This window comes from Kitasatospora sp. NPDC098652 (assembly GCF_044760155.1).
Lineage (GTDB): Bacteria > Actinomycetota > Actinomycetes > Streptomycetales > Streptomycetaceae > Kitasatospora.
Genome location: NZ_JBIWAQ010000005.1, coordinates 318504 through 331576 on the forward strand (window position 1 = coordinate 318504; position 13073 = coordinate 331576).

Below are 13073 nucleotides of genomic sequence, written 5' to 3' on the forward strand. Positions count from 1 at the left end.
CGGTGCACCTCGCCTCGGGAGTCGACCCACAGCTGGCCGACCTCTCCAACAAGCTGATCTATTCGGCGATGGCGGTCTACACGCTCGCCATGTTCGCCCACATGATCGAGTGGACCTTCGGCAGCAAGGGTGCCGTCGCCGTCCGCTCGAAGGAGCAGGCGGGCAGTCTGGCCGAGACCGTCGCCGCGGCCGAGCAGACGGCCGCGAGCAAGGCGGTGAAGAAGGTCACCGTCACCGTGGCGGGCGCCGCCGGCGGTACCACCACGCTCACCCGCACCGCGGTGGCGGGCGAGGGCGCGACGGTCGTCACCAGCGGGCGCAGCGCGGACGAGGAGGACGGCCCGGGCGCGGCCGGCACCAGCGAGAAGGCCGACCTGGCGGGCCGGATCGCCGTCTCGCTCACCGTCCTGGCGGTGCTGCTGCACGGTGGCGGCATCGTCGCCCGCGGCCTGTCGGTGTCCCGCTGGCCGTGGGGCAACATGTACGAGTTCTCGTGCGCCTTCGCGTTCGCCATGACGGCGGCGTACCTGGTCCTGCTGGCCGCGCGGAAGAACGTCCGCTGGCTCGGCCTGCCGGTCGTCGTCGCGGTGCTGCTGACCCTCGGCATCGCCACCCAGGTGCTGTACACCGACTCGGAGCAGCTCGTCCCGGCGCTGCACTCGTACTGGCTGGCGATCCACGTCTCCACCGCGATCTTCTGCGGCGGCTCCTTCTACGCGGCGTTCATCGCCACGCTGCTGTACCTGTTCCAGGACTCGTTCCGGAAGAAGGCCGACGCCGGCTTCTACGAGTTCCTGCGGCCCGGCGCGGCGCGGTCGGCCGAGGTGAAGTACGGCAAGGCCCGGATCGCGCTGGCCCGGGTCCGGGTGTCGGTCTGCAACCGCCTGCCCGCCCCGGCCACCTTCGACAAGCTGTCGTACCGGATCAACGCCCTGGTCTTCCCGCTGTGGACGTTCACCATCATCGCGGGCGCGATCTGGGCCGAGGCCGCCTGGGGCAAGTACTGGGAGTGGGACCCGAAGGAGACCTGGTCGTTCATCACCTGGGTCGCCTACGCCTGCTACCTGCACGCCCGCGCCACGGCCGGCTGGAAGGGCCGCAAGGCCGCGTACCTGGCGCTGGCCGCCTTCGGCTGCTGGCTCTTCAACTACTACGGCGTGAACATCTTCGTCACCGGCAAGCACTCGTACGCGGGGATCTGACCGGAGGCACGCACCCACCGGCCCGGCTTTCCGCACGAGATCGCCGGGCCGAGGTGCACCAGGGGTAAGACGTGCCGGCCGTCCGTGCCGGTACGGGGAGGAACGAGGAGGAGATCGCGCAATGGAGTGCGACGAGGTCATGCTGACCGTCCGAATCACCGCCGCCGAGCGCATGTTGCTCCGACGGCTCGCCCAGGGACACCGGAGCGACGTGTCCGAAGTGGTGGCCGACGCTCTGCTGGACATCATCCCCACGCTCAGCGCACCGGGGGACGCCTACCGGCTGCTGGGCGCCCTCGCGACGCCGGCGCCGTGCGCGCTGACGGTCTGGCTGCCGACCGCACTGGCCGATCTGCTGGTGCCCGGCGCGGCCCGGATCGCCCAGATCACCGAGGTCCGGATCGAGTCGGCCAGCGCGGCCCTGGGCGCGGCGCTGCGGCTCTGGCTGACCCAGGACCCGGTCCGGCTGGCGGCCAACCTCAGCGTGATGCACGCCGGGCGCCGGCCCGCCGCACTGGTGGCCGCCTGAACCCGGACCCCGGCCCGCCGCGGCACCGGCCCGTCGGGCCTCAACTCGCCAGCGGCAGCAGGCCGGTCGCGGTGGGGCGCCCCTCGAAGGCGTCCCGCCGGACCGGCACCCGCGGACCGTCGACCGGCTCGGTGAGCAGCCGGCACTCGGCCGCCGTCCGCCCGTCCTGGAGCAGCCGCACCAGGACGGGGGTGCGGCGGCCGTCCGGTGTCCGCTCGCGGACGGCCCGTACGAAGCACGGCCGGTCCAGCTCGATGTAGTGGTCGAAGGCGGTCACCAGCTCGACCGGCACCACCGGCTCGGGGTGGTGCAGCCGCTGGGCGGCCTGCCGGGCGGCCTCCAGCACCAGCATCCCGGGCACGTGGTCGAGCTCGTGGTCGAACAGCACCGGGTGCCCGGCGTCGGCGCGCAGCAGCCAGGTGTCCGGCCGCAGGGTCGGGCTGAGCACCACGTCCGCGGCCTGGGCCCGGCCGACCAGCTCGGGTGCGGCCGGCTCCGGCGGGCGCGGCGGGGTGACGGTGCCGCGGCCGGGGCCGCGCAGCCGCCGGTACGAGGCGGGGGTGACCACCCGCAGCTGGCCGGCGCCGTGGCCGATCCGCAGGCCGTCCCGGGTGACCTCGGCGTGCACCCGCAGCGAGGCCAGCCGGCCGTGCCGCATCCGGACGTCCTGGCAGCCGACGGTGAGCATCAGCGAGGCCGGGTCGGCGGTCACCGCGAGGCCGGGCAGGCCGGGCTCGCCGAGCGCGTAGCCGAGCTCCTCCATGACGAAGTGGTGGTCGCGCGGCACCCCGAAGCCCGCGTGGCCGATCAGCAGCCCGGCCTGCCGGACGGTCTCGGCCATCAGCACCGGGTCGTGGTAGCGGTCCCCGGGCAGCCGGTAGAAGCCGTGCAGCCGGGGCCACTGGGCGCCGAGCAGGAAGTCGTACGGGCCGGTGGCCTGCCAGCCGGTGAGGAAGACCTCGGAGACCGAGGCGCGGTGCACCAGGTGCCGGGAGACGGTCCGGTCGTGGAAGTCGTAGCCGGTGCCGGAGGGGGTGCCGTAGCCGGTGCCGGGGTGGGCGTACGGGCCGTGGGCGTCCGGCTCTACGATCAATGGCATGACTGGCCCCAGCTCCAGGGTGTCGGTCGAGCGTCCGCCACGGACGCCCCACAGCAAAACATACATACCACCCGGTTTGTCTTCTGCGGCCGGGGGTGGCCCGTCGCAAGACCCGGACCGACCACGCTACCCGGCCTCTGGTCTGCGGGAATGCCCGATGCGAGGACGGCAGACCTTGGGCGGGGGGTGGTCCCCGCTGGACGGCGGGGTCGACACAGGCGCTAGATTAGATACCAACCATGCGGTTTCGGCCAGTGCCCTCCGCATGCGAGGCGTCGCCTCCGACCGAGGGCGCGCCGACAGCGGCCGGTGGGGCGGGGAACGCGTCCGGCGGAGTCCGGGGGGATCAGTGGTCAAGCAGGAACGCGCGGGGCGGACCAGGCAGGCCGTGCTGCTCGCCGCCGCGGACACCTTCGCGGGGGCCGGGTTCGAGGCCGCCAGCCTGGTCGACATCAGTCGCCGGGCCGGGGTGAGCAAGGGCGCCCTCTACTTCCACTTCGTCTCCAAGCAGGCCCTGGCCGACGGCGTGCGGGCCGCCGCCGGGCGGGAGATCGGCGCGGCCGCGCTGCGCGCCCTGCGCACCGAGGACCGGGCCGTCCAGGGGCTGATCGACTTCTCGTACGAACTGGCCCGGCTGTTGCGCGAGGACGTGGTGGTGCGGGCCGGCGTCCGGCTCGGCCGCCAGGGCCTGCGGCCGACGGACGGCTGCGTCGGACCGGGCGCCGCCTGGCGCAGCCTCGCCGCCGTCGTCCAGCGGCTGCTGGAGCGCGCCGAACGGGCCGGGGAGCTGCGCCCCGGGGCGGACCGGCGGGCCTGCGCCGAACTGCTCACCGCGGTGGCGGCCGGCCAGGTGCTGCTGGCCGCCGAGGAGCCGGGCCGACCGGCGCCGGAGGCCGTCCGGCGGCTCTGGGAGGCCGCCCTGCCGGCCCTGGTGGGGCCGGAGGCCTGCGCGGGCTACCGGGTCTGACCGGGATTCGACCAGGGCCCCGCACCCCGGCGCCGCTCAGCCGCGCTGGGCCGCGTTCGGCGCCGCCCAGCCGCGCTCAGCGGCGTTCGGCGACGCTCAGCCGGGCCAGGGCGTGCGGCTGGACGAGACCCGGGAGCAGCAGCGTCCACAGGTCGGCCATCCGCTTGATCAGGTCCTGCCGGTCGGCCAGCACCTGGGAGCTCAGCTGGATCCCGGTCACCGCGCCGGTGATCACGCCGGAGGCCGCCACCAGGTCGACCCCCGGGTGGAGGTCGCCGGCCTCCCGGGCGCGCTCCAGCAGCGCGCCCACCAGGTCCATCCAGCCCTGGTAGGCGGCGATCTGCGGCTGGGTGAAGCTGCCGTGCTCGATCGTCAGCCGGATGCTGCCGCGCACCAGCGGGTCCTCCTGGAGCGCGCGGGCGAACGCGTACCCGAGGTCGATCAGGGTCTGCACCGGGCTGTCCGAGGAGGGCTCCCAGGTGGCGATCCAGGCGCCCTGGCCCTCGATCACGGCGAGCGCCAGCTCCTCCTTGGAGTGGAAGTGGAAGTACAGCGCGCCCTTGGTGACACCGGCCCGCTCCAGGATCTCGGCCATCGTGGCGGCGGCGTAGCCCCGCTCGTCGAACACCTCGGCCGCCGCGAGGAGTACCGCCTGGCGGGTTGCCAGCGCGCGGGCCTGCCTGGCCATCGCAGCCTCCCTGGAAAGTTCTGTACCTCGGCAGCGGCCGATCCTATGGGGGCCGACGGGGCGACGGGCGTGAACCGTCCGGTAGGTATCCTACCGAGCCGCTCCGCGCCCGGTCGGACGGGAACGAACGGTGCGGGGGCGCCCGGGTGCCGGTGCCGCGGCGGCCGGCGGAGCACGGGCCGGACAGCCCGACGGCCGGTCACCCGATGGGGGTGACCGGCCGTCGAGGTCGGACTCTCGGGGCCCGGGGCCCGGAAGCGTCAGGCGGCCTGCTGCCAGCTGACCGGCGAGTAGTAGGCCGGACGGCGCTCCAGGCGCTGCCAGTTGGCGATCGGCTCCACCTGCGCGGCGGCCGAGGCCTGCTGCGCGACGGCGGCGCGGGCCATCAGGACGGCGGTCAGGGCGGCGAGCTCCTCGTCGGAGAGGCTGCCGCGGACGACGCGGACGAGTGGTTCGGCGGAAGCGGTCATGTCCTTGGTTTCTCCCCCGGTTGCTGTGGTGTGTGGCGGTGCTCGGTACGGCCTGCTGCTGCCAACCGCGCCGCTGCTACATCGGCGGGTTGCCGTGCTTGCGGCTGGGCAGGTCGGCGTGCTTGGTACGGAGCATCGCCAGGGCGGAGGCGATCACCTGGCGGGTCTCCGCCGGGTCGATGACGTCGTCCACGAGGCCGCGCTCGGCCGCGTAGTACGGGTGCATCAGCTCGCTCTTGTATTCCTTGATCTTCTCGGCGCGCATGGCGTCCGGGTCGTCGGCGCCGTTGATCTCGCGGCGGAAGATGACGTTGGCGGCGCCCTCGGCACCCATCACCGCGATCTCGTTGGTCGGCCAGGCGTAGGACAGGTCCGCACCGATGGAGCGGGAGTCCATGACGATGTAGGCGCCGCCGTAGGCCTTGCGCAGGATCAGCGAGATGCGCGGCACGGTGGCGTTGCAGTAGGCGTACAGCAGCTTGGCGCCGTGCCGGATGATGCCGCCGTGCTCCTGGTCGACGCCGGGCAGGAAGCCGGGCACGTCCAGCAGGGTGACCAGCGGGATGTTGAAGGCGTCGCACATCTGGACGAAGCGAGCGGCCTTCTCGCTGGCGTTGATGTCGAGCACGCCGGCCAGCGACTGCGGCTGGTTGGCGATGATGCCGGTGACGTGGCCGTCGACCCGGGCCAGCACGCAGAGCACGTTGGTGGCCCAGCGCTCGTGGACCTCCAGGAACTCGCCGTGGTCGACGATCTCCTCGATCACCTTGCGCATGTCGTACGGGCGGTTGCCGTCGACGGGCACCAGGTCCAGCAGGCTGTCGTTGCGGCGCTCGACCGGGTCCTCGCTGACCACGGACGGCGGCATCTCGCGGTTGTTCTGCGGCAGCAGCGACAGGAGGTAGCGGACCTCCTCGATGCAGGACTGCTCGTCGTCGTAGACGAAGTGCGAGACGCCCGAGACGCCGGCGTGCACGTCGGCGCCGCCCAGGCCGTTCTGGCTGATCTTCTCGCCGGTCACGGCCTGGACCACGTCCGGGCCGGTGATGAACATCTGGGAGGTCTCGCGGACCATGAAGACGAAGTCGGTCAGCGCGGGGGAGTACGCGGCGCCGCCGGCGCACGGGCCGAGCATCACCGAGATCTGCGGGATGACGCCGGAGGCCTTGGTGTTGCGCTGGAAGATGCCGCCGTAACCGGCCAGGGCGGTGACGCCCTCCTGGATGCGGGCGCCGGCTCCGTCGTTCAGCGAGACCAGCGGGGCGCCGGCCGCGATGGCCATGTCCATGATCTTGTGGATCTTCTGCGCGTGGGCCTCGCCCAGGGCGCCGCCGAAGATCCGGAAGTCGTGCGCGTAGGTGAACACGGTGCGCCCGTGCACGGTGCCCCAGCCGACGACCACGCCGTCGGTGTGCGGCTTCTTGGCCTCCAGGCCGAAGCCCTGGGCGCGGTGCCGGCGCAGCGGCTCGACCTCGCGGAAGGAGCCCTCGTCCAGCAGCAGGTCGATGCGCTCGCGGGCGGTCAGCTTGCCCTTCGCGTGCTGGGCCTCGGTGGCCTTGTCGCTCGGGCCGCGGCGCACCTGCTCGCGGAGCTCGTGGAGCTCGGCGACCCGCCCCTTGGCATCGGCCGGGACCTCGGGGACCTCGCCGCCGACCGGCGCCTCATGCACAACCGTCATCTCGAACCACTCCAAGGGTGAGGGAACTGTCCGACAGCCAGCGTCTGCTGTACCCCCAGCTGCGAATCAACTTCTTCACTTATGACTCTACGAGGGGCCGTGCGCAGGTTTCGGCGTCGATTCCGTACAAGGTCGAGTTCGTTTAGCTGTCAGGCCTGCACAGAAGCGGTCGACCCGAGGCCTGTGCGCTCGGTGGCCGTTCGAGTACCGGGGGTTGTCGGGCAGATGATGGTCCGATGATCTGAACATGAAGGAAAGCGCAGGTCAGGACCGTCCTCCAGCAGTGTGGGACGGCCGTCCGGAGTACCGCTCGAGGACGGCTGGACCGCGCCGCCGGGAGCGGGGCGATCGAGGCCGAAGGCCTCCCGGTCGTAGGGAAGCGCCAAAAAGGCCGCAGCCCACCCGCAGCTGGCCGGGTGGGCTGTCCGGGGGAGCTGCGGAACCGCTCCGATCAGCTCTTTCGCCCGTCCTCGGGCTCTTCCCCGCCGCGCAGTTCCTGCTCCCGGCGGCGCAGATCGGCCTCCCAGCGGCGGAGCATCTCCTCGTGGTCCTTGTCGTTCCCCTGCAAGGACCCGCCCTGCGGGGACCCGCTCCGCGGGGACTCGTCCTTCTTCGCGGACTCGTTCCCGAGGGAGGCCAGGAACTCCGGGTCGTCGTCCGGGGCCACCGGCCGTCCGCGGCGCGGGGCGGCGGAACCGCTCCGGCCGTCGGCCGCCGTCCGCCCGTCCGGCGCGCCCGTGCGCAGGAAGCCGCGCTGCTTCCCGGCCACCAGCCAGGCGATCGGGCCGAGCGGCGGGAAGAGCAGCACGATGATCAGCCAGATCGGCTTGGGCAGGTGCCTGACCTCCCCCTCGGGTGTGACCAGGCAGTCGATGAACGCCCACACCCACAGCGCGAGCGGCAGGACGATGGTCAGAAGAATCCTCAGCACGGCTGCGATCTCCCCCGTCGAGGGCGGTAGCGGCGGGCGCCTTCCCGGGCCCTTGACGCAAGCCAGGCTATCGGGTGGCGGATACTGACAGGCATGGCATACGACGATCTCCGCTCGTTTCTCCGGGCCCTCGACCGCGAGGGCGACCTCAAGCGCATCAAGGCGGAGGTGGACCCCCACCTGGAGATCGGCGAGATCGTCGATCGCGTGCAGAAGGCCAAGGGTCCGGCGCTGTTGTTCGAGAACGTCAAGGGCTCGTCGATGCCGCTCGCGATGAACGTCTTCGGCACCGAGCGGCGCCTCGCCAAGTCGCTCGGCCTCAAGGGCCCGGAGGACATCGCCGAGAAGATCGCCGGCCTGCTCAAGCCCGAACTGCCGCAGGGCTTCACCGGGTTCAGGGACGCCTTCGGCAAGCTCGCCTCGATGGCGCACGTCCCGCCGCGGCACGTGAAGGCCGGCGACGCCCCGGTCCAGGAGGTCGTGCTCACCGGCGACGACGTCAACCTGGACGAGCTGCCCGCGCTGTTCACCTGGCCGCTGGACGGCGGCTCCTTCTTCAACCTGGGCCTGACCCACACCAAGGACCCGGACACCGGCGTCCGCAACCTCGGCCTCTACCGGCTCCAGCGGCACGACCGCCGCACCATCGGGATGCACTGGCAGATCCACAAGGACAGCCGCAACCACTACGCCGTCGCGGCCAAGCGCGGCGAGCGCCTCCCGGTCGCGATCGCCTTCGGCTGCCCGCCGGCCGTCACCTACGCGGCCACCGCACCACTGCCCGGCGACATCGACGAGTACCTGTTCGCCGGCTTCGTCGCGGGCGAGCGGGTCCGGATGGTCGACTGCAAGACCGTCCCGCTGCAGGTCCCAGCCGACGCCGAGGTGGTCCTGGAGGGCTGGCTGGAGCCCGGCGAGATGCTCCCCGAGGGCCCGTTCGGCGACCACACCGGCTTCTACACCCCGCAGGAGCCGTTCCCGGCGCTGACGATCGACTGCGTGACCATGCGCCGCCGGCCGATCCTGCAGTCGATCGTGGTCGGCCGCCCGCCGACCGAGGACGGCCCGCTGGGCAAGTTCACCGAGCGGTTCTTCCTGCCGCTGCTCAAGATCATCATCCCGGACATCGTCGACTACGACCTGCCCGAGGCCGGCGGCTTCCACAACTGCGTGATCGTCTCGATCGACAAGAAGTACCCCAAACACGCCCAGAAGACGATGCACGCGATCTGGGGCGCCCACATGATGTCGCTCACCAAGCTGATCATCGTGGTGGACTCCGACTGCGACGTCCACGACTACCAGGAAGTCGCCTGGCGGGCCTTCGGGAACGTCGACTACAGCCGCGACCTCACCGTGGTCGAGGGCCCGGTCGACCACCTCGACCACGCCTCCTACCAGCAGTTCTGGGGCGGCAAGGCGGGCATCGACGCGACCCGCAAGCTCCCCGAGGAGGGCTACACCCGGGACGGCGGCTGGCCGGAGATGGTCTCCTCGGACCCGGCCACGGCCGCACTGGTGACCCGTCGCTGGAAGGAATACGGACTGTGAGTACGGCCGCCGTCGAGACCCCGGGGCGCACGCGGGCCTTCCTGCGCCTGGTGATGATCGAGCACTCGGTCTTCGCCCTGCCCTTCGCCTACATCGCCGCGCTGACCGCCATGTTCCTGGCGGACAAGCGGGTGCACTGGGGCGAACTGTTCATCGTCACCGTCTGCATGGTCGGCCTGCGCACCTTCGCGATGGCCGCCAACCGGATCATCGACCGCGAGATCGACGCCCGGAACCCGCGCACCGCCGGGCGCGAACTGGTCACCGGCGCCGTCTCGTTGAGGACCGCGTACGTCGGCTCGGCGGTCGCCCTGGTGGTGTTCCTCGGCGCGGCGGCCCTGCTCAACCCGCTCTGCCTGGCCCTCGCGCCGGTGGCCGTGGTGCCGATGGTCGTCTACCCGTACGGCAAGCGGTTCACCGACTTCCCGCAGGCGATCCTCGGCCTGGCCCAGGCGATGGGCCCGGTCGGCGCCTGGCTCGCGGTGACCGGCAGCTGGTCCTGGGAGGCCGTGGTCCTCGGGGTCGCGGTCGGTATCTGGATCGGCGGCTTCGACCTGATCTACGCCTGCCAGGACGTCGAGTCCGACCGGGAGCACGGCGTCGGTTCGCCGCCGGCCCGCTTCGGCGTCCCGGCCGCCATCCGCGGCGCCCGGGTCTGCCACGTCCTGACCACCCTGCTGCTGGGCTGGTTCGCGGTGCTCACCGACGCCGGCCCGGCGTTCTGGATCGGCCTGGCCGTCGTCGCGGGCGCCTTCGTCTACGAGCACACCATCGTGAAGCCGAACGACCTGTCGAGGCTCAACCGGGCCTTCTTCCAGACGAACAGCTTCGTCGGCATCTCGCTGTTCTTCTTCGCCCTGGTCGACCTGGTCATCCGCGGCCTCGGCATCTGACCCCTGCGGCCGGGGCCCTCCCGAACGGGTCGGCCCCGCCGCTCGGCTCAGTTGTGCAGGAAGGCCTCCATCGAGGTCGCCAGTGCCACCGGCGCCTCGTACATCGGGTAGTGCCCGCTGCCGCCGAGCTCCTCCAACTCGGCGTTGGGGTAGTGCTCCAGCCAGGTGCCGCGCATCACGTCGGCGGTCAGCGCGAGGTCGTGCTCGCCGACGATGACCTTGACCGGGACGGGGTTCCCGCTGATCCGGTGCTCCAGGTCGGCGGTGGTCCAGTCCTGGACGTAGCCGTCGAAGGCCTCGACGGTCGACAGCCGCAGCGACTGGTCGACCATCCGGTCCAGCCAGACCCGGCCCGCCCGTTGCCCGGTGACCAGGTCGAGGATCGCGTACCGCTTCTCGCGGTCCTCGGCGGCGCCGTAGAACAGCGCCTCGCCCGCCTCGTCCAGCGGGTACGCCCCGGCCGGCACCGGCGACAGGCCGACCAGCTTGCGCACCCGCAGCGGGGCCTCGGCCAGGACCTGCTGGGCCGCCTTGCCGCCCATCGAGTGGCCGACCAACGAGAAGCGGTCCCAGCCGAGTTGGTCGGCGAGGGCGAGCGCGTCGGCGGCGATCTCGGCCAGGGTGTAGGCGCCGGTCACGTCCTTGCGCTCGCCGTAGCCGCGGTAGTCGAGGAAGGCGTAGCTGAACGCCCTGCCGTCGAGGTAGTCGAGGAAGGGGCCCCAGCCCGCGCTGGTGCCGAACCAGTCGTGCAGGACGAGGACGGGGTGGGCGCCCGTGCCGGTCAGGCGGTGAGGGATCGTCATGCCGAGGGTCGTTCCCCGGAAACCGCCCGCCCGAACGGCCGGTCCGGGGCGGGCTGTTCGGGCGGGTGTGGGCGGGCCGGTGCACGGGCCGATGGTCGGGCCGGTGGTCGGGCCGGTGGTCGGGCGCCCGGTCAGGCGGACGGCCGGCGGGCGAAGGCCGGGGCGTGTTCGGGGCGCGGCCCGATGGCGATCAGCCGGGACAGGCCGGTCCGGAGGACGGGCACGCGGCGGGCGAGCGCGGCGAAGGCGGTCGGCGGCCCGGCGCGCCGGCCGGTGAGCACCGGGACGAACATGACGGCGTGCAGGACCCGCTGGAGGCGCTGCATGAGCACCGTCGGCCACCAGCGGCGCCGCTGGACCCGGGCCAGTGCGGCCACGGTCGGCCGGCCGCGGCGCAGCGGTTCGGCGAGCAGGGCGGCGGCCGCGACGGCGTCCTGGATGGCGAGGTTGATGCCGACGCCGCCGGCCGGGGACATCGCGTGGGCGGCGTCGCCGATCAGCAGCAGCCCGTCGACGTACCAGCGGTCCAGCCGGTTGAGCTTGACGTCGAGCAGGTGGACCTCGTCCAGGCCGGCCAACTGGTCGACCCGGTCGGCGAACTGCGGCAGGAGCCGGGCGATCCGGGCGCGGAAGTGGTCGATGCCCTCGGCGCGCAGCCGGGGGTCGGAGCCCTTGGACCTGAAGTAGGCGATCTGGAAGTAGTCGTCGCGGGTGAGGCTGATGACCATCTCGCGCTCGCCGAAGCCGGGGGTGAGGCTGGGCGGCGCGGCCTGCTCGTCGGCGTGCCGGGGGAGCCGGAACCACCAGACGTCGAAGGGCACCGGGTACTCCTCGGGCACCAGGCCGGCCTCCCGGCGCAGGGTGGAGTGCCGGCCGTCGGCGGCGACGGTGAGGTCGGCGCGGAGCTCGCCCTCCTCGCCGTCCCGGGTGCGGTAGCGGACGCCGACCACCCGGCCGTGCTCCCGGAGCAGTCCGGTGGCCTCGGTGTTCATCCGCACGGTGAAGGCGGGTTCCCGCTTCGCCTCCTCGACCAGGAAGTTGAGCAGGTCCCACTGCGGCATCATGGCGATGTAGTTGTACGGCGCGGGCAGCCGGTCGAACGCGCTCAGCGCGACCTCCCCGACGCCGGGCACCGGTACCACCAGGTTGCCGAGCCGGCTCTGCGGCAGGGCGGCGAACTTCCGGCCGAGGCCCAGTTCGTCCATGAGGCGCACGGTGGACGCGTGGACGGTGTCGCCGCGGAAGTCCCGCAGGAAGTCGGCGTGCTTCTCCAGCACGGTCACCTCGACGCCCGCCCGGGCCAGCATCAGGCCCAGCACCATTCCGGCCGGTCCGCCTCCGGAGATGACGACGCTCATGGCTCTCCCCCTTCGATCCCTTGCCGCTCCTGGGTGGAACTTGCATATAGAGCATCTCTGGAATCGTCTCAGGTGTCAAGTAGTACGATGTCTCACATGAACGATCTGGTGGCGGCCGCCCTGGCGGCGGCGAAGGAACGGGGGCAGGACGTCGCGGACGTCCCGCTGACGGCGATCGCCTCGGCGGCCGGGATGTCGCGCAGCACCCTGCTGCGCCGGCTCGGCGGTTCCCGGGCCCCCTTGGACGAGGCGGTCCGGCAGGCCGGCGTCGACCCGGGCGGACGGCCGCCGGTGCGGGAGCGGGCGATCGAGGCGGCGGGCCGGCTGGTCGCCGAACGCGGCCTCGCCGGGGTGACCCTGGACGCCGTGGCCGACCGGGCCGGCTGCTCACTGCCCAGCCTGCACACCGTCTTCGAGGGGCGGGACGGCCTGTTCGCGGCCGTCTTCCTCCAGTACGGCCCGCTGCCGGACCTGGAGACGCTGGCCGCGGACCCGCCGGAGAGCCTGGAGGACACCGTCCGGGCGATCCACCGCACCTTCGCCGCGGCCTTCGACGGCGAGCCGAGGGTCGTCCCGGCGGTCTTCGCCGACCTGTTCGGCCGCCCGGACGGCCCCGCCGCCCGGATGATGGCGGCCCACCTGCCGCGGCTGTTCGACGGCCTCTCCCGCCTGCTGCTGCCGCACGTCGAGGCGGGGCGGCTGCGCCCGTTGCCGCTCCCGGTGCTGGTCCAGCTGCTGCTCGGCCCGCTGGTCAACAACGTCCTGCTGAGACCGGTGCTGGAGCCCGCGCTCGGCGCCGGACTGCCGCCGCTGGACGAGGCGCTGGACCTGTTCGTCGAGGCCTACCTCCGGGCGGTGTCCCTGCCCGGGCCGGGCCACCGGAACCCCTGAACCGACCCCGAGG

At 72.6% G+C, this 13073-nt stretch carries 13 protein-coding genes; 6 read left to right on the forward strand and 7 right to left on the reverse strand.

Features of this window, described 5'->3' with window-relative positions; all coding sequences use genetic code 11:
• The first annotated feature begins 2 nt into the window (after window positions 1-2).
• Together ccsB and ACIQWA_RS14480 are read left to right on the forward strand one after the other, a co-directional pair.
• Complete coding sequence (ccsB, locus tag ACIQWA_RS14475) at window positions 3-1202, forward strand: c-type cytochrome biogenesis protein CcsB (protein WP_402482130.1); 1200 nt, start codon at window positions 3-5, stop codon at window positions 1200-1202.
• A 121-nt stretch (window positions 1203-1323) separates the two neighbouring features.
• Window positions 1324-1731 (forward strand): hypothetical protein, encoded by a 408-nt coding sequence (locus ACIQWA_RS14480; RefSeq protein ID WP_402482133.1) that lies wholly within the window; start codon window positions 1324-1326, stop codon window positions 1729-1731.
• Window positions 1732-1771: 40 nt separating this feature from the next.
• Here ACIQWA_RS14480 and ACIQWA_RS14485 read toward each other — a convergent pair whose 3' ends face one another.
• Entirely contained in the window at window positions 1772-2830 is a 1059-nt protein-coding gene (locus tag ACIQWA_RS14485) for a ScbA/BarX family gamma-butyrolactone biosynthesis protein (RefSeq protein WP_402482135.1), read from the reverse strand.
• A gap of 349 nt (window positions 2831-3179) precedes the next feature.
• Here ACIQWA_RS14485 and ACIQWA_RS14490 point away from each other — a divergent pair, with 349 nt between their 5' ends.
• On the forward strand, window positions 3180-3797 hold the full coding sequence (locus ACIQWA_RS14490) for a ScbR family autoregulator-binding transcription factor (RefSeq protein WP_402482138.1): 618 nt from the start codon (window positions 3180-3182) through the stop codon (window positions 3795-3797).
• Between the two features lie 76 nt (window positions 3798-3873).
• On the opposite strand, the gene ACIQWA_RS14495 is transcribed toward ACIQWA_RS14490, so the two are convergent.
• The 4 genes from ACIQWA_RS14495 to ACIQWA_RS14510 form a co-directional block, all read right to left on the reverse strand.
• The gene (locus tag ACIQWA_RS14495; protein ID WP_360225953.1) at window positions 3874-4485 is read right to left on the reverse strand and encodes a ScbR family autoregulator-binding transcription factor; all 612 of its coding nucleotides are present in this window, start codon (window positions 4483-4485) and stop codon (window positions 3874-3876) included.
• 260 nt (window positions 4486-4745) lie between these two features.
• Entirely contained in the window at window positions 4746-4955 is a 210-nt protein-coding gene (locus ACIQWA_RS14500) for an acyl-CoA carboxylase subunit epsilon (RefSeq protein WP_360225956.1), read from the reverse strand.
• A 76-nt stretch (window positions 4956-5031) separates the two neighbouring features.
• Window positions 5032-6633, reverse strand: coding sequence for an acyl-CoA carboxylase subunit beta (locus ACIQWA_RS14505; protein WP_360225959.1), 1602 nt, complete (start codon window positions 6631-6633; stop codon window positions 5032-5034).
• Between the two features lie 451 nt (window positions 6634-7084).
• Window positions 7085-7564 carry a PLD nuclease N-terminal domain-containing protein gene (locus ACIQWA_RS14510; RefSeq protein WP_402482142.1) on the reverse strand — a complete coding sequence of 160 codons (480 nt, stop codon included), beginning with the start codon at window positions 7562-7564 and terminating at the stop codon, window positions 7085-7087.
• Between the two features lie 93 nt (window positions 7565-7657).
• Here ACIQWA_RS14510 and ACIQWA_RS14515 point away from each other — a divergent pair, with 93 nt between their 5' ends.
• Window positions 7658-9115 carry a menaquinone biosynthesis decarboxylase gene (locus ACIQWA_RS14515; protein ID WP_360225965.1) on the forward strand — a complete coding sequence of 486 codons (1458 nt, stop codon included), beginning with the start codon at window positions 7658-7660 and terminating at the stop codon, window positions 9113-9115.
• A complete protein-coding gene (gene mqnP / locus ACIQWA_RS14520) occupies window positions 9103-10008 on the forward strand; it encodes a menaquinone biosynthesis prenyltransferase MqnP (RefSeq protein WP_402482443.1) in 906 nt (301 codons plus the stop codon). The genes ACIQWA_RS14515 and mqnP overlap by 13 nt, the downstream gene beginning before the upstream one ends.
• A gap of 47 nt (window positions 10009-10055) precedes the next feature.
• On the opposite strand, the gene ACIQWA_RS14525 is transcribed toward mqnP, so the two are convergent.
• Both ACIQWA_RS14525 and ACIQWA_RS14530 read right to left on the reverse strand, forming a co-directional pair.
• Window positions 10056-10811 (reverse strand): alpha/beta hydrolase, encoded by a 756-nt coding sequence (locus ACIQWA_RS14525; RefSeq protein WP_360225971.1) that lies wholly within the window; start codon window positions 10809-10811, stop codon window positions 10056-10058.
• Between the two features lie 131 nt (window positions 10812-10942).
• Complete coding sequence (locus tag ACIQWA_RS14530; protein ID WP_402482145.1) at window positions 10943-12169, reverse strand: FAD-dependent oxidoreductase; 1227 nt, start codon at window positions 12167-12169, stop codon at window positions 10943-10945.
• 96 nt (window positions 12170-12265) lie between these two features.
• Here ACIQWA_RS14530 and ACIQWA_RS14535 point away from each other — a divergent pair, with 96 nt between their 5' ends.
• Window positions 12266-13060, forward strand: a complete 795-nt coding sequence (locus tag ACIQWA_RS14535) for a TetR/AcrR family transcriptional regulator (RefSeq protein ID WP_402482148.1) — start codon at window positions 12266-12268, stop codon at window positions 13058-13060.
• Window positions 13061-13073: the final 13 nt, after the last annotated feature.